General features: G+C 66.9%; 23 protein-coding genes and 1 tRNA gene. 7 read left to right on the top strand and 17 right to left on the bottom strand.

Annotated elements, in window-relative coordinates:
- Positions 1–333 (bottom strand): YerC/YecD family TrpR-related protein, encoded by a 333-nt coding sequence (locus IQ458_RS10325; RefSeq protein WP_183637261.1) that lies wholly within the window; start codon positions 331–333, stop codon positions 1–3.
- Between the two features lie 185 nt (positions 334–518).
- Here IQ458_RS10325 and IQ458_RS10320 point away from each other — a divergent pair, with 185 nt between their 5' ends.
- On the top strand, positions 519–2,324 hold the full coding sequence (locus IQ458_RS10320) for a sensor domain-containing diguanylate cyclase (protein ID WP_203322722.1): 1,806 nt from the start codon (positions 519–521) through the stop codon (positions 2,322–2,324).
- 385 nt (positions 2,325–2,709) lie between these two features.
- Here the strand turns inward: IQ458_RS10320 and hisS are convergent, their stop codons facing one another.
- Entirely contained in the window at positions 2,710–4,104 is a 1,395-nt protein-coding gene (gene hisS / locus IQ458_RS10315) for a histidine--tRNA ligase (protein WP_203322721.1), read from the bottom strand.
- 126 nt (positions 4,105–4,230) lie between these two features.
- On the opposite strand from hisS, the gene IQ458_RS10310 reads away from it, so the two are divergent.
- A tRNA-Pro gene (locus IQ458_RS10310) sits at positions 4,231–4,307 on the top strand.
- Positions 4,308–4,440: 133 nt separating this feature from the next.
- On the opposite strand, the gene IQ458_RS10305 is transcribed toward IQ458_RS10310, so the two are convergent.
- Together IQ458_RS10305 and IQ458_RS10300 are read right to left on the bottom strand one after the other, a co-directional pair.
- Positions 4,441–5,373 (bottom strand): hypothetical protein, encoded by a 933-nt coding sequence (locus tag IQ458_RS10305; protein WP_183637270.1) that lies wholly within the window; start codon positions 5,371–5,373, stop codon positions 4,441–4,443.
- Positions 5,370–6,719 carry a glycosyltransferase family 2 protein gene (locus tag IQ458_RS10300; RefSeq protein WP_328805149.1) on the bottom strand — a complete coding sequence of 450 codons (1,350 nt, stop codon included), beginning with the start codon at positions 6,717–6,719 and terminating at the stop codon, positions 5,370–5,372. The genes IQ458_RS10305 and IQ458_RS10300 overlap by 4 nt, the downstream gene beginning before the upstream one ends.
- Positions 6,720–7,344: 625 nt before the next feature.
- Here IQ458_RS10300 and pgaA point away from each other — a divergent pair.
- The 5 genes from pgaA (at position 7,345) to IQ458_RS10275 (ending at position 14,335) form a co-directional block, all read left to right on the top strand.
- Complete coding sequence (gene pgaA / locus IQ458_RS10295) at positions 7,345–9,381, top strand: poly-beta-1,6 N-acetyl-D-glucosamine export porin PgaA (protein ID WP_183637276.1); 2,037 nt, start codon at positions 7,345–7,347, stop codon at positions 9,379–9,381.
- Complete coding sequence (gene pgaB, locus IQ458_RS10290) at positions 9,381–11,252, top strand: poly-beta-1,6-N-acetyl-D-glucosamine N-deacetylase PgaB (RefSeq protein ID WP_183637279.1); 1,872 nt, start codon at positions 9,381–9,383, stop codon at positions 11,250–11,252. The genes pgaA and pgaB overlap by 1 nt, the downstream gene beginning before the upstream one ends.
- 2 nt (positions 11,253–11,254) lie before the next feature.
- Positions 11,255–12,502 carry a poly-beta-1,6-N-acetyl-D-glucosamine synthase gene (pgaC, locus tag IQ458_RS10285; protein ID WP_203322719.1) on the top strand — a complete coding sequence of 416 codons (1,248 nt, stop codon included), beginning with the start codon at positions 11,255–11,257 and terminating at the stop codon, positions 12,500–12,502.
- On the top strand, positions 12,499–12,966 hold the full coding sequence (pgaD, locus tag IQ458_RS10280) for a poly-beta-1,6-N-acetyl-D-glucosamine biosynthesis protein PgaD (protein WP_183637285.1): 468 nt from the start codon (positions 12,499–12,501) through the stop codon (positions 12,964–12,966). Before pgaC ends, pgaD begins: the two co-directional genes overlap by 4 nt.
- Positions 12,967–13,051: 85 nt before the next feature.
- A complete protein-coding gene (locus IQ458_RS10275; RefSeq protein ID WP_203322718.1) occupies positions 13,052–14,335 on the top strand; it encodes a CynX/NimT family MFS transporter in 1,284 nt (427 codons plus the stop codon).
- Positions 14,336–14,440: 105 nt separating this feature from the next.
- On the opposite strand, the gene IQ458_RS10270 is transcribed toward IQ458_RS10275, so the two are convergent.
- The 13 genes from IQ458_RS10270 to IQ458_RS10210 form a co-directional block, all read right to left on the bottom strand.
- Complete coding sequence (locus IQ458_RS10270) at positions 14,441–15,700, bottom strand: glutamate-5-semialdehyde dehydrogenase (protein WP_203322717.1); 1,260 nt, start codon at positions 15,698–15,700, stop codon at positions 14,441–14,443.
- 37 nt (positions 15,701–15,737) lie between these two features.
- Positions 15,738–16,880: a glutamate 5-kinase gene (gene proB / locus IQ458_RS10265; protein ID WP_203322716.1), complete on the bottom strand. Its 1,143-nt coding sequence runs from the start codon at positions 16,878–16,880 to the stop codon at positions 15,738–15,740.
- Positions 16,881–16,902: 22 nt separating this feature from the next.
- The gene (locus tag IQ458_RS10260) at positions 16,903–17,163 is read right to left on the bottom strand and encodes a YciI family protein (RefSeq protein ID WP_203322715.1); all 261 of its coding nucleotides are present in this window, start codon (positions 17,161–17,163) and stop codon (positions 16,903–16,905) included.
- Complete coding sequence (locus tag IQ458_RS10255) at positions 17,160–17,516, bottom strand: cupin domain-containing protein (protein WP_203322714.1); 357 nt, start codon at positions 17,514–17,516, stop codon at positions 17,160–17,162. Before IQ458_RS10255 ends, IQ458_RS10260 begins: the two co-directional genes overlap by 4 nt.
- Before the next feature lie 3 nt (positions 17,517–17,519).
- Positions 17,520–18,818, bottom strand: a complete 1,299-nt coding sequence (gene argH, locus IQ458_RS10250; protein ID WP_203322713.1) for an argininosuccinate lyase — start codon at positions 18,816–18,818, stop codon at positions 17,520–17,522.
- Entirely contained in the window at positions 18,815–19,786 is a 972-nt protein-coding gene (argC, locus tag IQ458_RS10245) for an N-acetyl-gamma-glutamyl-phosphate reductase (RefSeq protein WP_203322712.1), read from the bottom strand. The genes argH and argC overlap by 4 nt, the downstream gene beginning before the upstream one ends.
- Positions 19,783–20,400 carry a GNAT family N-acetyltransferase gene (locus IQ458_RS10240; protein ID WP_203322711.1) on the bottom strand — a complete coding sequence of 206 codons (618 nt, stop codon included), beginning with the start codon at positions 20,398–20,400 and terminating at the stop codon, positions 19,783–19,785. Before IQ458_RS10240 ends, argC begins: the two co-directional genes overlap by 4 nt.
- A gap of 1 nt (position 20,401) precedes the next feature.
- Positions 20,402–21,718, bottom strand: coding sequence for an acetylglutamate kinase (locus IQ458_RS10235; protein WP_183637310.1), 1,317 nt, complete (start codon positions 21,716–21,718; stop codon positions 20,402–20,404).
- Between the two features lie 18 nt (positions 21,719–21,736).
- Positions 21,737–22,831, bottom strand: a complete 1,095-nt coding sequence (locus IQ458_RS10230; RefSeq protein WP_203322710.1) for an acetylornithine deacetylase — start codon at positions 22,829–22,831, stop codon at positions 21,737–21,739.
- The gene (locus tag IQ458_RS10225) at positions 22,824–23,093 is read right to left on the bottom strand and encodes a hypothetical protein (protein WP_203322709.1); all 270 of its coding nucleotides are present in this window, start codon (positions 23,091–23,093) and stop codon (positions 22,824–22,826) included. Before IQ458_RS10225 ends, IQ458_RS10230 begins: the two co-directional genes overlap by 8 nt.
- Positions 23,093–24,334 (bottom strand): argininosuccinate synthase, encoded by a 1,242-nt coding sequence (locus IQ458_RS10220; protein WP_183637316.1) that lies wholly within the window; start codon positions 24,332–24,334, stop codon positions 23,093–23,095. Before IQ458_RS10220 ends, IQ458_RS10225 begins: the two co-directional genes overlap by 1 nt.
- A 67-nt stretch (positions 24,335–24,401) precedes the next feature.
- A complete protein-coding gene (locus tag IQ458_RS10215; RefSeq protein ID WP_203322708.1) occupies positions 24,402–25,415 on the bottom strand; it encodes an N-acetylornithine carbamoyltransferase in 1,014 nt (337 codons plus the stop codon).
- A gap of 243 nt (positions 25,416–25,658) precedes the next feature.
- Complete coding sequence (locus IQ458_RS10210; protein WP_225562472.1) at positions 25,659–26,147, bottom strand: hypothetical protein; 489 nt, start codon at positions 26,145–26,147, stop codon at positions 25,659–25,661.
- Positions 26,148–26,319: the final 172 nt, after the last annotated feature.

The following is a 26,319-nucleotide window of genomic DNA, read 5'->3' as shown; positions in this document are numbered from 1 at the left end:
TCAGTGGGAGGCGCCGTTGGCGCGCGGTTGCTGCTGCTGGAACGCGGTGGCGTAGCCGCCGGTGCCCCGTTCGAGGGTGCGGGCGACCCGCCCGATGGTGGTCACGCTGACCTGGGTCAGCTCATGGATTTCCCGGTAAGGCACGCCCTTGAGCAGCAGCGGCACCACCCGCCAGCGGTCGGCCATGGCCTCCAACTCGGCCGGTGTGCACAGGTCTTCCAGGAATGCCCGCACCTGCCCGGCTTCGCCCAGGCTGGCCAGCGCCTGGGAAAGCGCCTGCAGGGAGGCGCTTTCGGCGCGGTCATCGTCGGGAATGGCGGGGCGGCGCTTCATGGGGAGTCAGTGGGGTCCGGGAAATCAGGGACCGGCGACCGGCCCAATCAATGTACTAATGCGTTAATACATTAGTTGAGCCTCCAGGCCCCGTCAAGTCCGGCCCCTCCCGGCCTCCCCCGGTCCCACGGTTAAACTGGCGGCCGGTCCGCCGGCCCGGCGGGTGCTCTGGATCGGGGACGGGAATGAGGGAAGCCATCCGCGGACTTCGCTGGCTGCTGGCCGCGCTGATGCTGTTCTGCGCGCTCGCGCAGGCGCAGGCACCACTGGTGATGTCAGGCGATGCGGCCACCCATGCCCTGGGTCCCCATACGACCTATTTCCACGACAGCGATGGCCGGGCCGATATCCGGGCGATCGAGACCAGCCTGCGGGCGGGACGCTTCCGGCCATTGCCAGGCGACGATGCATCCTTCGGTTTCCAGCCCGGCGCCTACTGGTTCCACGTCAACCTGCTCAATCGCAACCTGCAGGAACCGCGCTGGCTGCTGGTCCAGCAGTACGCGCTGAGCGATCGGCTGGACGTGTACGTGCGCTACCCCGACGGCCAGTTGTTCCACCAGGCCGGTGGCGATCACCTGCATTTCGAGCAGCGCAGCGTGCGCTACCGGCATCCGAACTTCCAGCTTGACCTGCCGCCCGGACAGCCGGCGGATCTGTTCGTCCGGGTGGAAAGCCAGAGCTCGATGCAGGTGCCGCTGGCCCTGTACACGCCAACCGCCTTCGCCGAACTCTCGCGCGACGCACAGTTCGCGATGGGTGTGTACTACGGCATCCTGCTGGCGCTGTTCACCTACAACCTGGTGTTGTGGCTGACCCTGCGCGACGCCAGCTACTTCTGGTACATGTTCCATATCAGCGCGTTCGGGCTGGTGCTGTTCACCTTGTACGGATTGGGCTTCGAGTACCTGTGGCCGCATTCACCGTGGCTGGCGGACAAGGCCGTACCGCTTTCGATCTGCCTGGCGCAGATCGGCATGCAACAGTTCGCACGCAATTTCCTAGGCCTGGCCCGGCGCTGGCCGCTGGGTGACCGCATCGGCCTGGGCATGATCGCGCTGTTCGTGGTGCTGAGCGTCGCCACCACCTGGATTCCCATCCGGCTATCCACCCAGTTGGCGGTGGTCGCGGTGATCCTGAGCGTGGCCTGGATCGCGGTCGAGGCGGTGGTTGCCATGCGCAGCGGCTACAAGCCGGCCAAGCTGTTCCTGCTGGCCTGGTCGATGTTCCTGGCGGGCATCGCGATGGTCGCGATGGTCGCCTTCGGCGCGCTGCCCAAGAACTTCGTCACCGAGTACAGCGTGCAGATCGGTTCGGCCCTGGAAATGCTGCTGCTGTCGGTCGCGCTGGGCTACCGCTACGCCTCGCTGCGCAACGAGAACGAGCGGATCGTGCGCGAATCGCGCGACCAGTTGGAAATCAAGGTCGAACAACGCACCGGCGAGTTGCGCAGCGCGCTGGAGCAACTGGAAGCCGCGCACCTGCGCCTGCGCGAGTTCAGCCAGTTGGACGGGCTGACCGAACTCTACAATCGCACCCACTTCCGCGAAGCCTTCGAACACCTGCTCTCGCAGGCGCGCAACAGCCAGCAGCCCATCTCGCTGCTGATGATCGATCTGGACCACTTCAAGCGCATCAACGATACCTACGGCCATCTGGTCGGCGACGACTGCCTGCGCTGGACTTCCAACACGATGGCCGAAACGCTGCGGCCTTACGGCGCGCTGGTTGCGCGCTTCGGTGGCGAGGAATTCATCGCCGCCCTGCCCGACATGGATCTGGACGAGGCCAGCAATGTGGCCGAGGAACTGCGCCAGCGCCTGCGCGATCGGCCCTGCCGCAGCGGGGATCTGGACATTCCCATCTCCGCCAGCATCGGCGTGCATTGCGTGGACATCGACAAGAACAGCATCGATTCCGCCCTGCAGGTCGCCGACCAGGCGCTCTATACCGCCAAGGCCGAAGGCCGCGATTGCGTGCGCACGCTGTAGAGCCGGGCTTGCACGGCTCCGCGGACTCAACCATGCGCGAAAAGCAGCGGAGCAAGCTCCGCTCTACCCATGTAGAGCCGAGCTCGCTCGGCTCCGCGGACTCAAGCCACGCGCGAAAAGCAGCGGAGCGAGCTCCGCTCTACCCACGTAGAGCCGAGCTCGCTCGGCTCCGCGGACTCAAACCACGTGCGAAAAGCAGCGGAGCAAGCTCCGCTCTACCCATGTAGAGCCGAGCTTGCTCGGCTGCGCGGACTCAAACCACGTGCGAAAAAGCAGCGGAGCGAGCTCCGCTCTACCCATGTAGAGCCGAGCTCGCTCGGCTGCGCGGACTCAAACCACGCGCGAAAAGCAGCGGAGCAAGCTCCGCTCTACCGTTCGCGTGCTTTCAGCGGCCCGCGAGCGCGCGGGCCTGCTCCAGCTCCACCTTCAGGCTGCTGGCCAGTTCCTCGCGCTTGACCTCGAACTGCTGTTCGCGGACCAGATCCTTCACCGTGACCATGCCGCGGGCGCGTTCGTCCTCGCCGGCCAGCACCACGAACCGGATGCCCGCGCGCGAGGCGTACTGGAATTGCTTGGCCAACTTGCGCGCTTCCATCTGCACTTCGGTATTGATGCCGGCGACGCGCAGGCGACGGGCGATGTCCAGCGAATCGGCCAGCGCGTCATCGTCCATCAGCGCCACCATCGCCTGCACGCTGCTCTCGTCGCTGCCGGCGATCAGTCCGGCCTCGCGCAACTGCCAGAACAGGCGGGTCAGGCCGATGGAGATGCCCACGCCGGGCAACTTCGACTTGGTGTAGTGGCTGGCCAGATCCTCGTAGCGGCCGCCCGAGCAGATCGAGCCGATCTGGATGTAGTCGTCCAACTGGGTCTCGTAGACGGTGCCGGTGTAGTAATCCAGGCCGCGTGCAATCGAGAAGTTGAGGCAATAGTCGCTCTCGGGAACGCCCAGCGCATGCACCAGTTCCAGCACTTCGCGCAGCTCGGCCACGCCCCGGGCCAGTGTCTCGTTGCCCTGCCCCAGCGCTTCCAGGCGGGCCAATGCGTCGGCATGGCTGGTCGAGCGCACGGCGACGAATTCGAGAATCCGCGCGACCGCTTCGGCCGGCACGTTGAAATCCGGACCTTGCAGGGTCTCGCGCACGTAGTCGGCGCCGCGCTTGTCGAGCTTGTCGACCTCGCGCAGCACCAGCGCCTGGCGTTCGCCGTCGGCGATGCCCTGGGCCTCGAAGAAGCCGCGCATCAGCTTGCGGTTGTTGAGCTGGATGGTGAACTTGCCGATGCCCAGATCACTGAAGACCGCGTGGATGACCGCCAGAATCTCGGCGTCGAAGCGGATGCTGAGCGCGTCCTTGCCGATGACGTCGATATCGCACTGGTAGAACTCGCGGAACCGGCCGCGCTGGGCACGCTCGCCCCGGTACACCCGCTGGATCTGGTAGCGCCGGAACGGGAAGGTCAGTTCGTGCTCGTGCTCGGCCACGTAGCGGGCCAGCGGCACAGTCAGGTCGAAGCGCATCGCCAGTTCCGGCAGGCCCTCGGCGGAACCCGCCTCGGTCTTGGCCAGCGCGCCGGTGGACTGCACGAAATAGACCTGGCGCTCGGTCTCGCCGCCAGATTTGGTCAGCAGGGTTTCCGAGAGCTCGAACACCGGGGTTTCCACCGGCAGGAACCCGAAGCGCTCGTAGTTGCGGCGGATGGTGTCCAGCATGCGCTGGAACGCGATCTGCTCGCGCGGCAGCAGTTCCATCACTCCTGGCGGCGTGCGTGGCTTGATCAAGCGAAAACTCCGGGGGGACGAGCGATATCGAGGGCCGTCATTCTAAGACTGAACGGCGCGCCGGGGGCAGGCATGCAAAAAACTGTTGCCGTCCGTCGGCGTCCTGAATAGAATAGCCGGCTCACACGGGGTGTAGCTCAGTCTGGTAGAGCGCTACGTTCGGGACGTAGAGGTCGCAGGTTCGAATCCTGTCTCCCCGACCAATCGATAGGTCGCAATCAAGCCTGGAAAACGAATGTTTTTCGGGTTTTTTTGTGCCCGAAGACCGAAAGTCCCCCATTCCACGGGGCCGAAGGCCGGCAGGCACCTCGCCGGCCGGCAAGACCTTCCCGGATCTCAGAACACCACGAACGCCTGCAGGCGCACGTAGCGGTAGGCGTAGCTGCCGGTGCCGGTATCGGTCAGTACCGGAGTATCGGTGTAGCCGGCGTCCAGGCGCAGCCAGGCGTCCTTCCAGCGCGGGGTCTCCACGCCGAACTCGGCCAGGCGGGCGCGCTTCCAGCCCTCCTCGGAACTGCGCTGGCGGCCCCAGCCGGCGCGCGCGCTCCACTGGTAGCCGCCGATGTGGCGGCGCCAGGCCAGCACGCCGAGCGCTTCGCCGTACCAAGGGGGCGAATAGTAGTCGGCCTCGAAGGCTTCGCTGTTGCGGTAGTAGCGGGTGCGCAGCTGCGCGCTCAGGCCGTACTCCGGCGCGAACGCATAGACCAGGTTGCCGCGCAGGTGGGTGCGCAGGTTGTCGCCGGTGCCGAAGTCCTGCACGCCGGCGACCAGGCTGGCGGACCAGCGATCGCTGAAGGGCATGTCGATGGCCGCGCCGGCGAAGGTCTGCACCCAGCCCTCGCGCACGCCGCGTCGGGTTTCCAGGACTTCGCGCTCGACGAAGATTTCCTTCCGCCAGGGATCGGTGCTGTGGATCGAGGCGCGGCCCAGCAGGTCGTCGCCGTTGCTGCCGATGTCGCCGTCCCAGCGCCAGTCCTTGCCCAGGCTGCCGGCGCCACTCAGGTAGGCGCGGTTCTCGGATTCGGACCAGTCGCGTCCGGAGAAGCGCGCGCGTTCGACCTTCACGCCCCACCAGTGCTCGATATCGCGGTGCTGGATGTCCCAGCCCAGTGCCAGCTTGCGGGTTTCGTTGTCGTCCGCATCGGAGCCCATCCAGAAGTCCGTCCGCAGCGCCGGGCGCGCGGCCGGCGCATCCTCGGCGGCATGGGCGGACAACACGGGAATCGCCAGCGCCCATCCCAGGGCGGCGGCGACGGCACACTTTCTCATTTGGTCCCCCAGGTCTTGCGCAGGCGCAGGATTTCGGCGGCATACCCCAGGACGCAGACCGGCTGCAGGATCATGGTGTAGGCCAGGGTGTAGAACAGGAATCCGCTGATGTTGCGGCGTACGCGCAGATCCTGGCTTTTGAACATCTTCGACTGCACGCGGAAGATGATCAGGTTCCACAACGCCGCCAGCGGCAGTACCAGCAGCGTCATGATACCGGCGATCCAGTAAAAGCCGAACAGCGCCAGGATCAAGCCGGGAATGAAGGCCAGCGTGTAGACCAGATCCAGCGGCAGGAACAGCAGGTTCCACCAGATGAACAAGGTGGTCATGCGCGGCTTGAACAGCAGGCTGCCGTGGCGAGCGAAAGCTTCCATCAGGCCACGTGACCAGCGCTGGCGCTGCTTGGAGAACTGGCCGAGCTTCTCCGGCACGCGGGTGAACAGGCAGGCTTCCTCGCAGTAGCCGATGCGCGCGCCGGTCTTCAGCAGCGCCCACGACAGCACGATGTCCTCGCCCACGCACTCCGGCCAGCCGTTGGCCTGTTCGAGCGCCTCGCGGGTGTACAGCGAAAACGCGCCCTGCGCGACCAGCGTGCCGTGATACATGCTCTGCATGCGCTTGACCGCGGCGATGCCGTGGAAGTAATCCCATTCCTGGCTGCGGGTCAGCCAGTTCTCGCGCGAGTTGCGCACCAGCACAGCGCCGGCCACCGCCACGGTGCCGGCCGGATCCGACAGGAACCGTTCCACCAGCTTGCGCAGCGCGTCCGGACGCAGATAGGAATCGCCGTCGACGGTGACCACCAGCGCCTGCCGGGTTTCCGCCAGGCCGCGATTGAGGGCCTTGGACTTGCCGCCGTTCTTCGGCTGGTTCAGCACGCGGATGCGCAGGCCGGGGCGCGCCTGGTCGGCCGCGGTCGCGCGGGCGATCGCGGCGCTGTCGTCGATGGAACCATCGTCGATCACGACCACTTCGATTTCGCCCGGGTAATCCTGGCGCGACAGGCTGGTGAGGGTGTCGGCGATGTTCTCCGCCTCGTTGTAGCAGGCGACCAGTACGCAGACATCGGGCAGGCGTTCGAACCTGCGCAGGCGCGGACGGCGGTCGGCCAGGATGGAGCCGATCAGGAACGCGTTCATGAAGCCCGGCACGTAGGCGATGAACATGATCACGACCAGCGCCAGGGCGAAGCCCACGTGGGCGGACAATTCATGCAGCCAGGGCTGGGACAGCTTGACGCTCAGTCCGGCCCACGCCAGCGCGACGGCCAGCACCAGCACGTACTTGAGGCGGATCGGCACATAGAAGCGACGGAATTCCGGCACAGGAACCGGCGCGGGCACGGGCGGCTCCGGCGGCCGGGTACGGGCACCGTCCCACGGAGGGGCGTCTGAAGGCGAATGGGCGTCGTACATGGCGGCGTGGACACGGAGCGGATGTGCCTGTCATCGAGCAATTCGCGTGCCAACCCGGCGGGCCGGGCAATGTGACCTCTCATCGCCTCTCCGAGCCTTCGTTACAGTTTCGTGATTCAAATCACCGTTTTGTGACGCAAAGGGTCACTTTTGGTCCTGCCCACCTGATGGCTCCGAAGGCCGCATTTCCGGTGGCTCAGGCCCGCCCGCCCCGGGAGTTCCGCTTTTCGGGATGCTTTCGAGCCTCACGCGGAACCTGTCACGTATCGCTCACAAACCCCACCCCGACTCGTGTTTTCGGCGGGAAACCGGGCAAGCAAGGCCGATTGATCGTGATTTTTAGTGAGTTACATCACATAAATTTATGGATTATTAACAGAATCGTCCCGTTTGGGCGCCCTTTGGGTACCGCTTCCTAGACTTGGCAGGATTTGTGCGACTCATCACAAATCCAAGGACCACCAGCACGGTCTCCCCCGGGGGACCCAACTGTTAGCGACAGGGGCGGAACGTTTTGAAAAGAACCACATTGTCTTGGGCGCTTGCATGCGCCATGGGTGCGACCGGCCTGCCGGCTCTGGCAGCGGCACCCGCCACCACTCCCACCTTCCCGCCGGCCGGCGCCGGCAACGATCCGGGGCACGAGGCCTCGCTTGCGCAGGCCGCCCGCCTGCGCGACGAGTCGCGCTGGCTGGACGCCCTGGCGATATTCGAACGCCTGCAGGCCCAGCGCCCGGACGATCCCGAGCTGTACCGCCTGCGTACCCTGACCCTGGGCGATGTCGGCAACAGCTACCAGGCCTGGGCGATGTACCGCGCCCGCCCCGAGCTGTTCGATGCCGCGCAGCGCGAGCAGTTCGAAGCCAACTACCTGGCCCGGTTGATCCTGTGGTCGCAGGCCTACCCGGAAAACGAGCGCAACCGCCTGGCCGAGGCGCGTGTGGCCGACAGCGCCATCGAGGAATATCTGCGACGGAGTCCGGCGAACGATCCAACCTTGCCGACCCGCATCCGTTATGACCGGCTGATCCTGCTGTCGAAGCTGGGACGCCACCAGCAGGTGGTCGACGAATACCAGGCCTTGAACGACACCGCCGGACTCGCGGTGCCCGCCTACGCGCTACCCGCGGTGGGCGATTCGTTCATGGCGCTCAAGCGTCCGTTCGAGGCCGCGCCGGTGCTGGAAGCCGCGCTCAAGGCCGATCCGGACAACAGCGACGTGCGCATGCAACTGGCCTACGCCTATCTGGAAAGCGAGCGGCCCACCACCGCCATCCGCGGCCTGGAAGCCTATCGCGAGACCCAGCCGGCCTGGCTGTACGCGCCGGGCGCGCGCCAGGGCAGCCAGAACTGGCGCCGCGCCGACACGGACAGCACCCTGGCGATGCTGCGCGCCTTCTCCGAGGACCTGCCCAGCGCCGAACGCGACATCACCGCCATGCTGGGCATCGCGCCCAACAACGCCGGCATGCAGACCTCGCTCGGCCAGGTCTACATGATGCGCGGCTGGCCGGAGCGGGCGCTGGAGCGCTTCCGCATGGCCTCCACGCTGGACGAACGCGACGTCAATGCGCGCGTCGGCCAGGTCGAGGCGCTGGTCACCCTGCGCCGCGACGACCAGGCCCGCGATCTGCACGATCTGCTGGTCAGGGAATACGGCGACCAGCCGAACGTACAGCGCATGGACGAACTCTGGCGCAATCATCGCGGCTGGCAATGGCGCGCCTACGTGGCCGGCGCGCGCAGCAACGGCGGCAGCGGCAACACACCGTTCGGCAACCGCGACGGCGAATATGGCGTGGAAGTGCAATCGCCGCTGTTCGATGACCGCTGGCGCCTAACCGCCGTGGCCGACGACCGCTGGGCGGACTTCGATCGGGATCGCATCCATCATCGCCGGCAGGGCGTCGGCGTGCGCTACGCCTACGACCGCCTGGACACCCACCTGGGCGTCTACCACGCCAGTGACCGCGTCGGCGGCACCGGCGTGTCGCTGGACGTGGGCTGGCGCTTCAGCGATACCCTCGACGGCCAGCTTTCGCTGCGCCGGAATGACGCCGACGCCTCGCTGCAGGCGCGTGACGCCGGCATCACCGCCGACAGCGCCGCGATCAACCTGGTGTACGAGCGCAACGAGCGCACTGAATTCCGTGGCGGGCTCACCCATTGGCGTTACGAGGACGGCAACCGCCGCACCGCGCTCAACCTCAATGCCGAACAGCGCCTGTGGACCCGTCCCTACTTCCTGCTCGACGGCCTGGCCGGTCTCTACGGCAGCCGCGGCAGCCGCCGGGACACACCGTACTTCAATCCCTCGCGTGACGGTTCGCTGGAACTGGGCCTGCGCGCGGATCACCTGGTGTGGCGCGAATACGAGCGCCATTTCCGCCATCGCCTCACCGCCACCGCCGGCCGCTACTGGCAGGAAGGCTTCGGCACCCACTGGGTGCCGGCGCTGCGCTACGAGCACGAATGGAAATTCGCGCTCGGCCGGGTGCTGACCTACGGGGTCAGCTGGTCGCGCCCGGTCTACGACGGGGTCCGTGAAGAACGCTTCGGCTTCGATGCCGAACTGCGGTGGGGAGAATGATGATGAAGTCCGTACGTCCAACCTGGTTGCTGCTGGCCCTGTGCGCACTGGCGCTGTTCGCGCCGATGCTCGCCGCGCGTGCCGCCGAGCCGCTGCTGGTGCTCAGCTATCACGACATCCGCGACGATGTCGCCAAGAAAGGCGACGCCGACGCCTACGCGGTCAGCACCCAGAACTTCGCCGCGCACCTGGACTGGCTGGCCGGGCACGGCTACCACCCGGTGTCGCTGTCGCAGGTGGTGGAAGCCTCCCGCGGCGGCAAGCCGCTGCCGGCCAAGCCGGTCCTGCTGACCTTCGATGACGGCCTGCGCAGCCTGTACACGCATGCCTTCCCGCTGCTGCGCGCCTACAACTACCCGGCGCTGGCGGCGGTGATCACCGGCTGGGTCGACATGCCCGCCGGCCAGGAGATCGACTACGGTCCGCGCATGTTCACCCGCGACGATTTCGTCACCTGGGATCAACTGCGGGAGATGCAGGCCAGCGGGCTGGTCGAAGTCGCCAGCCACACCAACGCCCTGCACAAAGGCGTGCAGTCCAACCCGCAGGGCAACCAGACCCCGGCCGCGATCACCCGCATCTACGATCCGGCAGCCGGGCGTTATGAAACCGAAGCCGCGTACCGCGAGCGCGTGCGCTCGGATCTGGCGACCAGCAGCGATCTGATCCGCCGGCACCTGGGCCAGGCGCCGCGCGCCATCGTGTGGCCCTACGCCGCCTACAGCAGCGTGAGCAACGACATCGCCGAATCGCTGGGCATGCCGGTGTCCTTCGATCTGGAAGGCCCCAGCACGCCGGTGACCGCGGACCTGCACGGCCTGGCCCGCCTGCTGGTGATGGACAATCCGACCGTCACCGAACTGGCCTATGAGCTCCGCCACGATCCGGAAGCCGAAGGCATCCGTGCCCTGCAGATCGACCTGGACGCGGTCTACGACCCTGACCCGCAACAGCAGGCGCGCAACCTGGACCTGCTGATCGAGCGCGTCAACCGCATCGGCCCCTCGCATGTGTTCCTGCAGGCCTTCGCCGACCCGGATGGCGATGGTGCCGCCGACGCGCTGTACTTCCCCAACCGCTTCATGCCGGTACGCGCGGATCTGTACAACCGGGTCGCCTGGCAGCTGTACACCCGCGCCCATGTCAAGGTGTTCGCCTGGCTGCCGGTGATGGCCTACAAGCTCCCGCAGCAGGTGCCCGGCATGGCCATCGCCAGCCGCGAGGCCGACGGCATCCCGCGGCTGGACTTCACCCGTCCGGACGTGCGCCGGACCATCGCCGGCATCTACGAGGACCTGGCGGTCGCCTCGTACATGGAAGGACTCCTGTTCCATGACGATGCCTACCTGCGCGACACCGAACTGGCCACGCTCGCTCCCGGCAACACCGAGGCGCGCACGCAGGCGCTGATCGACTTCACCCTGGAACTGAGGAACGCCGCCGAGCGCTGGCGTCCCAAGCTCAAGACCGTGCGCAACATGTACGCGCGCCCCGTGCTGGAACCGCAGAGCCAGGCCTGGTTCGCGCAGCGGCTGGATCTGTTCAACCGCGCCTACGATCACACCGCGCTGATGGCGATGCCGTGGATGGAAGGCAGCCGGCGTCCGGAGAAGTGGCTGGACGAACTGGTGGCGGCGGTACGCAAGCAGGACCCGCAACTGTCGCAGACCCTGTTCGAACTGCAGACCGTCGACTGGAATACCCGCAAGCCGATTCCCGGCCCGCGCATCAATGCCCTCATCCGTCGCCTGCAGGCCCAGGGCGTTCGCCATCTGGGCTGGTACCCGGATGACTTCATCGCCGACCTGCCGCGCATGCCCGATGCCCGTGCCGGCATCTCCGCCCGTGGCTTCCCGTACGAGGAGCGCTGATCATGGACAAGATCCTCGCCGTCCTTTTCGAATTCGCCTTCCTGTATCCGATCATCATGTCGTTCTTCTGGATGTCGGGCGGGTTGTACTACTACTTCCGTCGCGAGCGCCACGCGCGCCAGCGCACCGATCCGCCGCCGCTGGCCGCCTTCCCGAAGGTTTCGATCCTCATCCCCTGCCACAACGAGGGTGACAACGCGGAGGAAACCATCGGCAGCGCGCTGCTGCAGAAGTATCCCGACTTCGAGGTCATCGCGATCAACGACGGCAGCCGCGACAACACCGCCGCCGCACTCAATGCCATGGCCGAGCGCCACGACCGGCTGCGGGTGATCCACCTGGATCGCAACCTGGGCAAGGCCAACGCGCTGCGCATGGGCGCGCTCGCCGCGCAGTCCGAATACCTGGTCTGCATCGACGGCGATGCGCTGCTGGACGAATACGCCGCGCACTGGATGGTCTGGCACCTGACCTCCGGCCCGCGCGTGGGCGCGGTCACCGGCAACCCGCGCATCCGCAACCGCTCGACCCTGCTGGGCCGGCTGCAGGTCGGCGAGTTCTCCTCGATCATCGGCATGATCAAGCGCGCCCAGCGCGTGTATGGACGCATCTTCACCGTCTCCGGCGTGATCAGCGCGTTCCGCCGCACCGCCCTGCACCGTATCGGCTACTGGGCCGATGACATGGTGACCGAGGACATCGACATCAGTTGGCGCCTGCAACTGGATCACTGGGACATCCGCTACGAGCCGAACGCGCTGTGCTTCATCCTGATGCCGGAGACCCTGAAGGGCCTGTGGCGGCAGCGCCTGCGCTGGGCGCAGGGTGGCGTGGAAGTGCTGCTGCGCCACGGCCGCGACTTCCTCAGCTGGCGCAAGCGGCGGATGTGGGGCGTCCTGCTCGAGTACCTGCTCAGTGTGCTGTGGGCCTACACGATGCTGCTGATCATCGTGCTGTGGGCGCTGGGCAAGTTCATCGCCCTGCCGCCGGCGCTGTACGTGCACACCATCCTGCCCTCTTGGCACGGCGTGATCCTGGCGATGGTCTGCATGGCGCAGTTCGCCAGCAGCATCATCATCGACCGCCGTTACGAAACCCAGGTCGGCCGCAATTACTTCTGGATGATCTGGTACCCGATGGCGTACTGGCTGCTGAGCCTGTTCACCACCGTGGTCGCGCTTCCCAAGACCTTGTTGAAACGGCGCGGCAAGCGCGCCACGTGGGTCAGTCCTGATCGAGGTATCCGATGAAATACGATTCCCGCCTCATCCGCAAACCGTATGCCCAGCCGCGCCTGAAGCGCGCTGCGTGGGGCTTCGTCACCGCCGCCTTCTGGGGGTTGTACATCTACCTGTGGCTGCCACTGGTCACCCTGATCCTGTGGCTGCTGGGCGTGCGCACGGCGTTCTTCGAGCTGTACACGCGCCAGCACCAGGTGGAACCGTTCCTGATCGTCGCCATCCCGGTGATGGCCGCGGTCTGCGCACTCGCACTGATCGGTTGGGCCGAGTACAACCGCTGGCGCTTCGCTTCCCAGGATCGGCGCAGCCCGCAGGAGGACGTGGGCGTGGACGAGGTGGCAGAACGCCTGGGCGCTAGCCTGGCGCTGGCGAATCAGCTTGGCCAGTCCAAGGTCACCCTGCTGCACATGAACGATCACGCGATTCCCGAATCGATGAGCCGTCCGGCCCTGAGCGCCAACACCGGCGGCTGATCGCGGACCTCGCACGGGATTGCCGGGACGGTGTGTCGCCTTGGCGGCACACCGTCGCCAGCGCGCATCGGCGATAATGCGGGCGATGAAATCCCCGCAACACGCCTCCCCCTCGACTTCCCCCTCCCCACCGGGTTCCTCCGTTCCGCTATGGTCCGGACGTGGCCTGATCCTGGCCGGCATCGTGCTGTCCGCGTTCAACCTGCGCACGGCGGTGACCTCGCTGACGCCGCTGCTGGACCAGTTGGGCCACCTGTTCGGTTTCGGCGCCACCATGACCGGCGTGTTCGGCATGTTGCCGACCGCCGCGTTCGCGCTGTTCGGCGTGCTCACGCCCGGCATCGCCCACCGCATCGGCCTGGAACGCACCGCGCTGCTGGCGATGGCGCTGGCCGCCGTCGGCCTGCTGCTGCGCAGCCTGGCCGGTGGCAGCGGCGCGCTGCTTGCCGCCTCGGCGGTGGCGCTGGCCGGCATGGGCATCGGCAACATCGTGCTGCCCCCGCTGGTGAAGCGCTACTTTGCCGACCGTGTGGGCACGGTCAGCACCCTCTACATCACCGTCCTGCAAGCCGGCACCATCCTGCCGGCCCTGCTGGCCGTGCCGGTGATGGCGGCCAGCAACTGGCAGATTTCGCTGGGCCTGTGGTCACTGTTCGCGGTGGCCGCGGCGCTGCCGTGGATCGGCGTGCTGTGGATCGAACGGCGCCACGACACGCCGATGGCGCAAATGCATGACCAGGCCGTCACCGGCGGCGACGAGGCACCGGAACTGTCCGCGCCCGCCGCACGCGGCCGGGTCTGGCGATCGCCGGTCGCCTGGGGCATGGCGCTGATGTTCGGCATGACCTCGCTGGTGACGTATTCGATGTTCACCTGGTTGCCGAAGTTGCTGATCGAGGCCGGCGGCAGCGAAGCGCTGGGCGGCACGATGGTCGGCCTGTTTTCCGCGCTCGGCCTGGTCGCGTCGTTGACGATGCCGGCGCTGGCGGTGCGGATGCGCAATCCCTATACGGTCGTGCTCGCGTGCGCGGCATTCTACGCGGTCGCCTTTTCCGGCCTGCTGTGGGCACCGATGGCCGCGCCGGCCCTGTGGGTGGCGCTGCTGGGCATGGGACCCAGTACCTTCCCGCTGGCGCTGACGATGATCAACCTGCGCACGCGCACACCGGCCGGATCCGCGTCGCTGTCTGGCTTCATGCAGGGCGTGGGCTATTCGCTGTCCTGCCTGGGACCGCTGATGTTCGGCCTGCTGCACGAGCATACCCACGGCTGGTCGTGGCCGTTCGGTTTCCTGGTGCTGTGCATTGGCGTGCTGCTGGTGGGTGGCTACCTGGCCTGCAAGCCGCGGTTCCTGGAGGATACGTGGTGAGGGGCCGGGATTGGGGAATCGGGATTCGGGATTGGTAGAAGCGTAGAGCCGAGCTTGCTCGGCTGCTCTTCCATCCGAAACCGACGGAGCGGAGCGAGCTCCGCTCTACAGCAGGTCGGGGTGGCGGACCTGGCCTTCGCCGCGGACGACAAAGCGTTCGACCGTCAGCGACTCGGCGCCCATCGGGCCGTAGGCGTGCAGGCGGGTGGTCGAGATGCCGATTTCCGCGCCCAGCCCCAGTTCGCCGCCGTCGCTGAAGCGTGACGAGGCGTTGACCATCACCACCGCCGAACGCAGCGCCTGCACGAACCGGTCCGCGTTGCCCGCGTCGTTGGTGGCGATCACCTCGGTGTGATCGGAACCGAACCGGCGGATATGCGCGATGGCCTGTTCCAGGTCGTCCACCACCCGCACCGCGAGAATCAGATCGAGGAATTCGGCCGCGTAGTCGTCCTCGGTCGCCGCCGCCGCTTCCGGCATCCAGTTCCGCGCCGCCTCGTCTGCACGCAGTTGCACGCCGCGACCACGCAGCGCTTCCGCCGCCAGCGGCAGGAAGACCGGGGCGATGTCACCGTGCACCAGCAGGGTCTCCAGCGCATTGCACACGCCCGGCCGGGAAGCCTTGCCGTCGAGCAGCAGGCGCAGGGCCAGTTGCGGATCCGCGCTGGCGTCCACGAACAGATGGCAGACGCCCTTGTAATGCTTGATCACCGGCACCCGCGCGTGTTCGGCGACGAACCGGATCAGTCCTTCGCCACCGCGCGGGATCGCCAGATCGATGACGTCGTTGAGTTGCAGCAGTTCAACCATGGTCTCCCGCCGCAGATCCTCGACCAGGGTCAGCGCCGCCTCCGGCAGGCCCTGCGCACGCAGCGCGCCGCGCAGCACAGCCGCGATGGCGGTGTTGGAATGGATCGCCTCCGAGCCACCGCGCAGGATCACCCCGTTGCCGGCCTTCAGGCACAACGTGGCCGCGTCCGCGGTGACGTTGGGACGCGCTTCGTAGATCATCGCCACCACGCCGAGCGGCACGCGTACGCGCCGGATGCGGATCCCGTTGGGGCGGATTTCCTCGCGGGTCACCTGCCCGACCGGATCCGGCAGATCCGCCACTTCGCGCACGGCGGATGCGATCCCGGCCAGGCGCTTGTCGTCGAGCTTCAGCCGATCCAGCATCGCGCCGGTGATACCCTTGGCGGCGGCGGCTTCCATGTCGCGCGCGTTGGCGGCCAGGATCGCTTCGCGGTCGGCCTCCAGCGCGTCGGCCATCGCCCGCAGCAGCGTGTTCTTGGCGTCGCTGGACAGCTGCGCGATGGAATGCGCGGCGTCGCGGCATTGCAGGGCCTGTTGCTGGATGGTGCTCATCGTGTTCGGTCCCGTTGCTGGTATTCGTATGGCCGGCTCAGAGCACGACCAGATCATCGCGGTGCACGACGTTCTCGCCGTAGCTGTAGCCGAGTATGGCCTCGATCTCGCGCGAGTGCCGGCGGGCGATGCGGCGGATGTCGATGGCCGAGTACTGGCTCACGCCGCGCGCGATGCACTGGTCACCGCCCTCGCGCAGGCGCACCTCGACCATGTCGCCGCGACGGAAATCGCCTTCGGCGCCGACCACGCCCCCCGGCAGCAGCGAAGCACCGCGCTCGCGCACCGCGCCGGCCGCACCGGCATCGACCAGGATCGCGCCGGTTTCCACCGGTACGTTGCGCAGCCAGTACTTGCGCGCGGCAAGGCGGTTCTGGGCCGGTCGGAAGCGGGTGCCGTGCAGGCGCCCGGCCGCCAGCGCGGACAGGGTCTCGGCGCGGGTACCGTTGAACAGGAAGGTTTCGATACCGGCCGCCGCCGCCTTGGCCGCGGCTTCGAGCTTGGTGTGCATGCCGCCGGTGCCGACCCCGCTGCCGGCGCCACCGGCCATGGCGAAGAATTCGGGCGTCAACGCTTCCACGTCGAGTATGGGCCTCGCATCCGCATGCGTGCGCGGGTTGGCCGAATAGAAACCGTCGATGTCGGTGGCGATGAACAGCGCATCCGCATCGACCAGCGCCGCCACCACCGCGGCCAGGTTGTCGTTGTCGCCCAGCTTCAGTTCGTCCACCGACACGGTGTCGTTCTCGTTGATGACCGGCAACGCGCCCAGCGCCAGCAGTTCCTGCAGGGTGGCGCGGGCGTTGAGATAGCGCCGGCGGTTGCGCAAATCGTCATGGGTGAGCAGCACCTGCGCGACCGGACGCTCGAAGAAGCGCTGCCACAGGCCAATCAGCTGCGCCTGCCCGAGCGCGGCCAGCGCCTGCCGTTCCGCCATCGCGACGCCCGCGGCCGGCTTGCGATGCAGCAACCCGCGTCCGGCGGCGACCGCGCCGGAGGACACGATCACCACTTCACGGCCGACCAGCAAGCTGGAGGACACGAACTGCGCAAGATTGAGCGCATGCCTCGGGCTCAGCCCCTCGCCTTCGTTGGCCAGCAGGCTGCTGCCGACCTTCAGCACCGCGCGCTTCCACGTCGGCAGGGTCTGCGCAGCGAACGGAATGGCGGCGTGGCTCATGTCGGACTCGGTGGCGGCTTCTTCAACGGGTGTTCCATTCGTACACGGTCAGCAGCGAACTGCCGGTGATCGCCAGCGGATCGCGCGCGGCGATGGCGCGTGCCTCATCGAGCGAACCGATGCCCGCCAGCAGATAGGCGCCGCCGCTGCGATCACTGAAACCGCCGGTCATTTCCAGCAGGCCCGCCTCGCGCAGGCCATCCAGGAAAGCGTGGTGCGGCGCGATGACGTCATCGCGGAAGTCCGGCGTCCGCATCGCCATCACCAGGTAGCGGGTCTTCATGCACGATTCTCCGGCGCGGGATGGCGATCGCCGTGCGCACGCGGGGACGAAATCACCAGGAAGCGCGCATCCGTGCCGCCACGGTTGCGCATCCGGTGCGCCTGCCCCGGCGCGACGTGCAGCCCCTGTCCGGCCTGGAGCAGGGAAACGGCGCCTTCCACTTCCAGTTCGGCCTGCCCATCCAGCACGTAGAAGAACTGGCGCGCCTGGGCGTGGAAGTGCCTGACTTCCGCCGTACCCGGCGGCATCCGCTCCTCGATCACGCTCAGGCCCGCATCCTTGAGCAGATGCCAGCCATCGCAGCCCTGGCCCCACGCGTAGTGTTCGGCATTGGCGCGACTGACCGGCGACATGAGTCAACCCTCCAACGCGACCAGGCGCCGGCGCAGGGTATCCAGCCGCAGGTCGGCGGCGGCGCCCGGCGACACCCGCGCATCCAGGCTGCCTTCCGGGGTACGTCCCTGCCCGGCCGTGTCCGCCGCCGCGGCAGCGGCCTTGTAGGCCTCGCGGAAGGGTATGCCCGCCACCGCGGCTTCCACCGCCACGTCGGTCGCGTACATGCCCGAATCGATCGCCGCGCGCAGCCGGTCCTCGCGCCATTCCAGGTTGGCCAGCAACGCCGGCAACAGTTCCAGCGCCGGCAGGCCGCGACTGAAGCCATGGAAGATGGCACCCTTGCTGGCCTGCAGATCGCGGTGGTAGCCGGATGGCAGCGACAGCAACTGTTCGATCTCGGTGCGCGCCGCCGCCACGCTGGCGTGGGTGGCGCGCATCAGTTCGATCACATCGGGATTGCGCTTGTTCGGCATGATCGAACTGCCGGTGGTGTACTGCGCAGGCAGCGCGACGAAACCGAATTCGGCGCTGGTGAACAGCGACAGATCCCAGGCGATGCGGCGTAGGTCCAGGGTCGCGGCGCCGAGTGCTTCCAGCGCGGCCATCTCGAACTTTCCGCGCGAGAGTTGCGCGTAGATGGGGCTGATCTGCATGCGCTCGAAGCCAAGCGCCACGGTGGTGTGCTCGCGATCCAGCTTCAGATTAACGCCATAGCCGGCCGCGGTGCCCAGCGGATTGGCATCGACCAGTTTGAGGGTATCGCCGGCACGGATGGCGTTGTCGATGAACGCCTCGGTCCAGCCGGCCCACCACATGCCCGCCGACGACACCACCGCCCGCTGGATATGGGTGTAGCCGGGCAGCGGCAGCGATTGCTCGGCCACCGCGCGATCCAGGGCGACCTTGGCGACCTCGCGGCACAGCGCCGCCGTGCGCGCCAGCTTTTCCTTCAGCCACAGGCGGGTGGCGACCAGGATCTGGTCGTTGCGGCTGCGGCCGGTGTGGATCTTGCGGCCGGCGTCGCCCAGACGCTCGGTCAACCGCGCCTCGATGGCGGAATGGCCGTCCTCGTAGCGCTCGTCCAGTACGAAGCGGCCGGTGCTGAAATCCTCGGCCAGTGCAGCCAGCTCGCGCTTCAGCCCGGCCAGCTCGTCCGCCGACAGGATGCCGATATGTTGCAGCCCCTCCGCATGCGCGGTACTGGCCTGGATGTCGTGCAGGAAGAATTCGCGATCCAGCAACACGTCGTCGCCGGCCAGGAACCGCTGGATTTCCGCGTCGACCGTGATGCCGGGCTTCTGCCACAACAGGTCGCTCATGCCCTGCCCTCCTCGTGATGGAATGTGTCCACCGGAATGCTCTCCAGTTCGTCGAAGCCGAAGGCGCGGTTGAGGTTCTGCATTGCCTGGGTCGCCGCGCCCTTCAGCAGGTTGTCCAGGGTCGCCACCACCACGATGCGCTTGCCACCCGGCGCCACGGTGAATCCACCGATTTCCACACCATGCCGGCCGGCGATGCGACTCACCCATGGCGCGTCATCGGTAACGCGGACGAGCGGTTCGCCGGCGTAACGCTGCCCGTACAGATCGCGCATGTCGTCCCGCTTGACCGCCTGTTGCAGATACAGGTTGACCGTCATGGTGATGCCGCGAAAATGCGGCGCCACGTGCGGCATGAACTCCACCGGCACGCCCAGGTGCCGGCTGACCTCGCGTTCGTGCATGTGATCGGTCAGCGCGTACGGCATCAGGTTGTCGCGCAGCAGCTCGACATTGTTCTTGTCCGACGGCGTGGTGCCGGCGCCGGAGTAGCCAGAAACACCAAAGCACTGGGGGGGGCCTGCCAGTTGGTCCAGCACCGGCGCGATCGCCAGTTGCATCGCGGTGGCATAGCAGCCTGGATTGCTGATGCGTTTCTGCCCGGCATAGGCGTCGCGCGTCAGTTCCGGCAGGCCGTAGTACCAGTCGGAGTTGAAGCGATAATCGGCGGACAGGTCCACCACCACCGTCTCCGGCGCCTGCGTATCGATGGCGGCGACCAGTTCGGCCGCCTTGCCGTTGGGCAGCGCCAGGATCACGGCGTCGGCGCCCCTGCCGCCGACCTGTTCATGGCTGAGGTTTTCGTAGCGCAGTCCGCCGGCGAAATCGGCGATGTGGTCGCTGACTTTCTGTCCGTCCAGCTCGCGCGAGGACACGAACGCCAGTTCCAGTTGCGGATGGCGGGCAATCAGTTTGATCAGTTCGGCGCCGGTATGTCCGCGCGCGCCGACGATGCCGACGGTTTTCATGGGGAGGACTCATGCTGGGCCAGGCGCGAAAGCAGGTTGCGCTTCACCGCCGGCCATTCGTTGTCGAGGATGGAGAAAATGACGGTATCGCGCGGGCTGCCATCGGCATGACGCCGATGGTTGCGCAGCACGCCGTCCTGTTTCGCGCCCAGGCGGGCGATGGCCGCGCGCGAGCGCTGGTTGAACCAGCTGGTCTCGAACATCACGCTGATGCAGCCCAGCGTTTCGAACGCATGGGTCAAGAGCAGGAGTTTGGCTTCGGTATTGAGGCCGGTACGCTGCACCCGCGGCGCGTACCAGGTGTAGCCGATGCTGACGCGCGGCACCGTGGGTTCCAGATCATAGAAGCGCGTACTGCCGACGATGTCGCCGGCGGCATCCCGCACCACGAACGGCAGGATCCTGCCCTGCGCCTGGGTGGCGAACACGCCATCCAGGTAGGTGTCGACCTCGGCCGCGCGCGGCACATTGGTGTACCAGAGCGCGGCCAGGGCATCGCCTTCCAGTGCCGCGCGCAGGCCGTCCGCGTGTGCGCGCTGCAGCGGCTCCAGGCGTGCGTGGCGTCCTTCCAGCCGGGGAACCTGCTGCCAGAGGCCAGTCGTGTCCGTCGTCATCTCAATCCACCAGGGTCGGCTGGCGCGTGCGGCAATGGGCCACGCAACGCTCGATGTCGTCGAAGCTGTCGATGCCGTACCAGAACACCTTCCACTTCTCCTGCTTGTAGCAGCCGTCGGACTCGGCGTAGTAGAAGATGTTGACCGGGTTGTTGTGGCGCGAACGCCAGAACAGCTGCGGGTTTTCCTCGCGCATTACGTGCCAGACCGCACGCCCGAGGCCTTCGCCCTGCGCGTCGTCGAGCACCGCGAACTTGTCCAGGTAGGCGAAGCCGTCCTCGTGGGTCAGGATCAGCGCAGTGCGATAGTTCTCGCTGATGTAGACGCGATGCGGCGCGGTGCGCTCGAAATAGTCCGGCAGCAGGCGCCGCCCGAAACTCGATTCGATCAGCTCGCGCAGGCGCTGCCGATCCACGCCTTCCCAGGAATCGAAGCGCAGCACCCGTTCGCCGCGCCGCACCAGCGTGCCGGAGCCGCGATGGGTGAACAGTTCCTTGGCCAGTTCCGCCGGCTTGGTGATCGACACCGACGAGGTCAGCGGCAACTTGTCCAGCAGGTCCTTGATCTGCTCGATCTTCACCCGCATGCCGCCGTTGATCCACGGCTGCGCCATCAGCTCGTCGTACTCGGTGGACAGGTTGATCGAGTCGATGACCTTGCCGTCAGCGCCCAGCAAGCCACCGGTGCCGGTCAGGAAGATGATCTTGTAGGGTTGCAGCACCTGCACCAGTTCGTTGGCGGCGAAATCGGCGTTGATGTTGAGGATCTGCCCGCCGACGGTCTCGCCCATGCTGGCGATGACCGGAATCGACCCGGCGTGCAGGCTGGCCTCGATCGGCGCCAGGTTGATGCGGGTGACGTCGCCGACCAGGCCGTAGGTCGGCTGGTCCTTGTATTCGGCCTCGAACACGCCGGACACGATCGAGGTCGCCCGCGCGCCGCCCTGCTGCAGGGCCTCCACCAGCGCCAGGTTCTGCTGCAGGAACACCTTGCGCACGATCGCCAGCACTTCCGGCGTGGTCACGCGCAGGCCGTTGACGGTCTGCTTGACGATGCCGGCGGCGTTCATCTCCTCGTCCAGCTGCGGGCCGGCGCCGTGCACGACGATCGGGGTCAGGCCGACTTCCTGCAGGAAGGTCAGCGAGGAGGTCAGCGCCTCCAGGTCGTCGCGCAACACCGCGCCGCCGACCTTGACCACGGCGAAGCGCTTGGCGTCCAGCTGCGAGAAGCGCTTGACGTACTGCGAAATCTCCTTCGCGCTGGCCATGCTGGAGAGCAGCCGGATGATGGTCTGCCGGGTTTGCTTGTTCGATTCCATCGTTTCTGCGGGTCTCGGTTATGCGGTGAAAATCCGCTGCACGGTGGCGGCGTAGTGTTGAAGCTGGTCGAGCGCGACCCATTCGTCGGCGGTATGCGCCTGGGCGATGTCGCCCGGGCCGTACACCAGCGCGGTCAGGCCGGCCTGCGAGAACAGCGAGGCCTCGGTCCAGAAGTCCACCGCGTTGCCGACCGGCAAGCCGAGTTCGTCGGCCAGATCGCGCGCGGCCAGGCGTCGCTCCTCGGCGCGGGCGACGTCGCCTGAAGGCAGCGATGGGCCGCGGAAGGTCTCCTCGTACTCGGCCAGCGCGTCGGGGTTGGCGAACGCGCGGAACTGCGCGTGCAACGCGTCCATGTCCTGCGACGGCAGCGGCCGGAAGCCGAACCGCACTTCGGCGCTGGGCGCGATCATGTTGGCCTTGATGCCGCCCTCGACCCGGCCGATGTTGAAGCGCAGTCCGGTCAGACCACCGAAACGCAGGTGGTGCTGGGCCTGCACATGATCCAGCGCGGTGGTGCCCCAGCGCATCGCGTTGTGCAGCGCGCTCAGCGACAACGCGTTCTCGGCCGAAGCGTGCCCGGCCTGCCCCTTGAACGCCATCCGCACCGCGCTGATGCCGCGATGCGCCAGCACCGCCTGGCCCTGGGTGGGCTCGGCGACGATGGCTTCGCTGAAACCATGATCGCGTGCGAGGAACGCCGCGATGCAGCGCGGGTCGTTGGCTTCCTCGTCGCTGGAGAACAGGAACGCGGCGTCGCCCGAGGTGACCTGCGCGGCGGCGATCAGGCCGGCGGCGGCGCCCTTGATGTCGCAGGCGCCCAGGCCAATGGCACGGTCGCCCTCGACCCGCAGCTTCAGCGGATCGGCGGTCCACGCCGGCGACGAAGGCACCGTGTCCAGGTGCACGTTGAACACCCGCTTCGGCTGCCCGCGCACGGCGAACAGCGACACCGCGCCGGCACCATGGTCGATCACCTCGACATTGAAGTCCAGCAACTGCGCGCGGATGTAGTCGAAGATGCCGCCGGTGGTGATGGCGCGCGGCGGATTGCGGGTGTCGTGGGACACCAACTGTTCGAGATGACGCAAACTGCTTTCAAGCAACTCACTCATTGGAGCCCGCCCTTGTCTCGTGCTGTTCTAGCCATATCCGGACACCCGGATGATGCTCATCTATGGTCGCGATCGCCCGTGCGATATCTTCTACATGCGCGAACGAAATCGAATCGGAGAAGCGGGTCAGCGGCACGCCCTGGTGACTCCTGAAACCATTCTCGGAGATCGCGGCCGCGCTACACGAGACGGCGCCACCAGCAACGGTCGCCAAATCCAACGCTTCCCGCAAGCCCGAACGCGTTCGCGCCAGAAAGACCATCAGCGGTTGATCTCGGCCCACAGCGTGCTGCTCATGCCGAACAGCTTGATGAAGCCTTCCGCCTCCTCCACGCCCCAGTCGGCCGACTGGGCGTAGGTCGCGCCCTTTGCATTGAGCAGGTGCGGCGACTTCACCGCCACCGCGTCGACGCGGGCGCCGCGGGTTTCCAGCACGACCTCGCCATTGACGGTCGCCTGCGAGGACGCCAGGAAGGCTTCCAGGTCGGTCTTGATCGGATCGTGGAAGAAGCCTTCGTACACCACTTCCACCCACTTGCGCGCCACTTCCGGCTTGAAGCGGTTCTGCTGCTTGGTCAGCACCGCCTCCTCCAGCGCGCGGTGCGCCGCCAGCAGGGCGATCAGGCCCGGTGCTTCGTACACGATGCGGCCCTTCAGGCCGATGGTGGTGTCGCCGGTGTACATGCCACGCCCCACGCCATACGGGGCAAACAGCGCGTTCAACTTCGCCAGCAGTTGGGCGCCGTCCAGCGCCTGGCCGTCCAGGCTCACCGCTTCGCCCTGCTTGAAGCCGACGGTCACGCGCAGGGCCTGCTCCGGCCACTCGCTGCGCGGCGCGCACCAGCCGCGCGCACCTTCGCCCGGGGCTTCCCACTTGTCGATCTCGCCGCCGGACAGGGTCACGCCCAGCAGGTTCTCGTTGATGGTGTAGCTCTTCTGCTTGGCGCGCACGCCGAACCCGCGCTCTTCCAGGTACTGCTGCTCGTAGGCGCGGGTCTGGGTGTGCTCTTTCTGGATTTCGCGGATCGGCGCGACGATGCGGTAGTCGCCCGACGCCTTGACCGCCAGGTCGAAGCGGACCTGGTCGTTGCCCATGCCGGTGCAGCCGTGGGCAATCGCGTTGGTGCCAAGTTCGGCGGCGCGCTTGAGCGCGGCATCGACGATCAGGTAACGGTCGGAGACCAGCAGCGGATACTGGCCCTGGTAGCCCTCGCCCGCCCACACGAACGGCTTGACGAAGCCGTTCCAGATCGCCGGGCCGCCATCCACGGTGACGTGGCTGGCCGCGCCCAGTTCGGCGGCACGCTGTTCGATATAGGCGCGTTCCTCGGCATCCACGCCGCCGGTGTCGGCGAACACGGTATGCACGGCCCAGCCGCGCTCCTGCAGATAGGGAATGCAGAAGCTGGTGTCGAGGCCGCCGGAGAAGGCGAGGACGATGTCCTTGGAGCCGGGATTGGGGGTCGGGGATTGGGGATTCGTGGAAGCGTTCGATTGCGACATGGGGGTATCTCTCAGTTGAAGTTGGTCAGGGACGCCGGATTCGCTCATGCGAATCCCCAATCCCGAATCACGAATCCCGGCTGCTCATCAGCGCGGCCATGATCGCCTTCTGCACATGCAGGCGGTTCTCCGCCTCGTCGATGGCGATGCACTGCGGCGAATCCATCACCGCGTCGGTGGCCTTGACGTTGCGGCGCAACGGCAGGCAATGCGAGAAAACGCCGTTGTTGGTCAGCGCCATCTTGGCCTCGTCGACGATGAAGTGCTTGTACTGGTCGCGGATGGGTTTTTCCGGCTCCCAGTTGCCGAAGAACGGCAGCGCGCCCCAGCTCTTGGCGTAGACCACGTCGGCGCCGCGGTAGGCGCTTTCGATGTCATGGCTGACGGCCAGCGAGCCGCCGCTCTCGGCCACGTTCTGCTCGGCCCAACCCATGTAGCGCTCGTCCAGGATGTAGTCCGGGGTCGGGCACAGCAGGGTCACGTCCATGCCCAGCCGGGTGGCGATGGTCAGCGCCGAGTTGGCCACTGCGGTGTTCAGCGGCTTGGGATGATAGGTCCAGGTCAGCACGTACTTCTTGCCGCGCAGATCGGTGGTGCCGAAGTGTTCCTGCAGCGCCAACGCGTGCGCCAGTTCCTGGCAGGGATGGGTGATCGTCTCCATGTTGATCACCGGCACCGGCGAATACCTGGCGAACGACTTCAGCACGATGTCCTCGCGGTCATGGGCCCAGTCGATGAACTTCGGGAACGCGCGCACGCCGATCAGGTCGACATAGCGGCCCAGCACCTTCGCCACCTCGGCGATGTGCTCCTCGGTATCGCCGTCCATCACCGTGCCCAGGTTGAACTCGATCGGCCACGCGTCCTTGCCCGGCTGCAGGACCACCGCATGCCCGCCCAACTGGAAGGCGCCCAGCTCGAAACTGGTGCGGGTGCGCATGGAGGGATTGAAGAACACCAGCGCGATCGATTTGCCTTTCAGCGCATCGCCCAGCTTGTCCTGCTTGTATCGCGCCGCCTGCGCCAGCAAGGCATCCAGCTCGGCGCGGCTCCAGTCCTGCGTGTTCAAGAAGTGCTTCATCAAGGCATCCTGGTTCGGGAATGTTGCGGAAATTCGGGGGCGGAAAACGAAAAAACCCAGCCTCTGGCTGGGTTCCGTCAAGACAGGCGAAAACGTCCGGGCGACCCAGCTAGGAGCAGGATTCCGGTCGACGCGCACGCGAGGTCATGCCCGAGGCCTGGCGGGCCGCGCTGTCAGCATGGGCGTGGGCGTTCATCTTCATAGGGGGCGAATCCTCGCACGTGCTGCGGCGCAGCGCAAGGCTCAGGGCGCGGGCGCCTCGACCGGGGGCACGGTCGGCACGTAGGGCATCACCGAAATCCGGATCCGGAGCCGGTTGCCCGGATCCTCGGCCAGGCGGGAACGGTACTTGGTGCCCTTGTAGACGTAGTCCACGTCGTAGGCGATGGGGCGGCGGAACTCGCGCTCGACCGGCACGCTGCGGCAATTGAGCTTGGCCGGTTCGGTGGATTGGCCGGCCTGCGCGTCGGCGTCTTCCGCCTTGGCCTCGTCGTCGCCGGAGAACACACCCTTGATGGAGTCCAGGAACCGCGCCCAGCGGCTCTGTTCCCGGGTCGGATGGACCGTGGTGGTCGGCAGCGTGGGCAGTTCGTCGCAGACTTCCTCGGTCCGGCTGGCCCGCAGGGTCTGGTAGACCGGCTCGACGTTGAGCACCTGGGCGTAGTCCAGCCGCACGTTCTCCGCCTGGACCACGCGCTCCTGCGCCATCGCGCCCATGGCGATCGGCAACATCAGCAGTGGCAGCAAGCAATGACGGAAACGACCCATGCGACCCGTTGGTGGAAATCCCTGCGCACTAGTGTAGGCGACCAGGCTGGAGAGGGGCTGAACCATCCCCTCCTGCGCCCGGCCGGCGGCCGGCCGGACCCCGCCAGGCTGTAGAATCACCGTGCTTCCCCACGCC

The organism is Pseudoxanthomonas beigongshangi (assembly GCF_016820515.1).
Taxonomy (GTDB): Bacteria; Pseudomonadota; Gammaproteobacteria; order Xanthomonadales; family Xanthomonadaceae; genus Pseudoxanthomonas_A; species Pseudoxanthomonas_A beigongshangi.
The sequence above is the reverse complement of the archived record's forward strand: the minus strand, read 5'-3'. Positions and strand labels throughout refer to the sequence as shown.

Coding starts and splice junctions, on each gene's coding strand:
- IQ458_RS10325 (WP_183637261.1), bottom strand. CDS start 333: ATGAAGCGCCGCCCCGCCATTCCCGACGATGACCGCGCCGAAAGCGCC.
- IQ458_RS10320 (WP_203322722.1), top strand. CDS start 519: ATGAGGGAAGCCATCCGCGGACTTCGCTGGCTGCTGGCCGCGCTGATG.
- IQ458_RS10305 (WP_183637270.1), bottom strand. CDS start 5,373: ATGAGAAAGTGTGCCGTCGCCGCCGCCCTGGGATGGGCGCTGGCGATT.
- pgaA (WP_183637276.1), top strand. CDS start 7,345: ATGGGTGCGACCGGCCTGCCGGCTCTGGCAGCGGCACCCGCCACCACT.
- pgaB (WP_183637279.1), top strand. CDS start 9,381: ATGATGAAGTCCGTACGTCCAACCTGGTTGCTGCTGGCCCTGTGCGCA.
- pgaC (WP_203322719.1), top strand. CDS start 11,255: ATGGACAAGATCCTCGCCGTCCTTTTCGAATTCGCCTTCCTGTATCCG.
- pgaD (WP_183637285.1), top strand. CDS start 12,499: ATGAAATACGATTCCCGCCTCATCCGCAAACCGTATGCCCAGCCGCGC.
- IQ458_RS10275 (WP_203322718.1), top strand. CDS start 13,052: ATGAAATCCCCGCAACACGCCTCCCCCTCGACTTCCCCCTCCCCACCG.
- IQ458_RS10270 (WP_203322717.1), bottom strand. CDS start 15,700: ATGAGCACCATCCAGCAACAGGCCCTGCAATGCCGCGACGCCGCGCAT.
- proB (WP_203322716.1), bottom strand. CDS start 16,880: ATGAGCCACGCCGCCATTCCGTTCGCTGCGCAGACCCTGCCGACGTGG.
- IQ458_RS10260 (WP_203322715.1), bottom strand. CDS start 17,163: ATGAAGACCCGCTACCTGGTGATGGCGATGCGGACGCCGGACTTCCGC.
- IQ458_RS10255 (WP_203322714.1), bottom strand. CDS start 17,516: ATGTCGCCGGTCAGTCGCGCCAATGCCGAACACTACGCGTGGGGCCAG.
- argH (WP_203322713.1), bottom strand. CDS start 18,818: ATGAGCGACCTGTTGTGGCAGAAGCCCGGCATCACGGTCGACGCGGAA.
- argC (WP_203322712.1), bottom strand. CDS start 19,786: ATGAAAACCGTCGGCATCGTCGGCGCGCGCGGACATACCGGCGCCGAA.
- IQ458_RS10240 (WP_203322711.1), bottom strand. CDS start 20,400: ATGACGACGGACACGACTGGCCTCTGGCAGCAGGTTCCCCGGCTGGAA.
- IQ458_RS10235 (WP_183637310.1), bottom strand. CDS start 21,718: ATGGAATCGAACAAGCAAACCCGGCAGACCATCATCCGGCTGCTCTCC.
- IQ458_RS10230 (WP_203322710.1), bottom strand. CDS start 22,831: ATGAGTGAGTTGCTTGAAAGCAGTTTGCGTCATCTCGAACAGTTGGTG.
- IQ458_RS10225 (WP_203322709.1), bottom strand. CDS start 23,093: ATGGTCTTTCTGGCGCGAACGCGTTCGGGCTTGCGGGAAGCGTTGGAT.
- IQ458_RS10220 (WP_183637316.1), bottom strand. CDS start 24,334: ATGTCGCAATCGAACGCTTCCACGAATCCCCAATCCCCGACCCCCAAT.
- IQ458_RS10215 (WP_203322708.1), bottom strand. CDS start 25,415: ATGAAGCACTTCTTGAACACGCAGGACTGGAGCCGCGCCGAGCTGGAT.
- IQ458_RS10210 (WP_225562472.1), bottom strand. CDS start 26,147: ATGTTGCCGATCGCCATGGGCGCGATGGCGCAGGAGCGCGTGGTCCAG.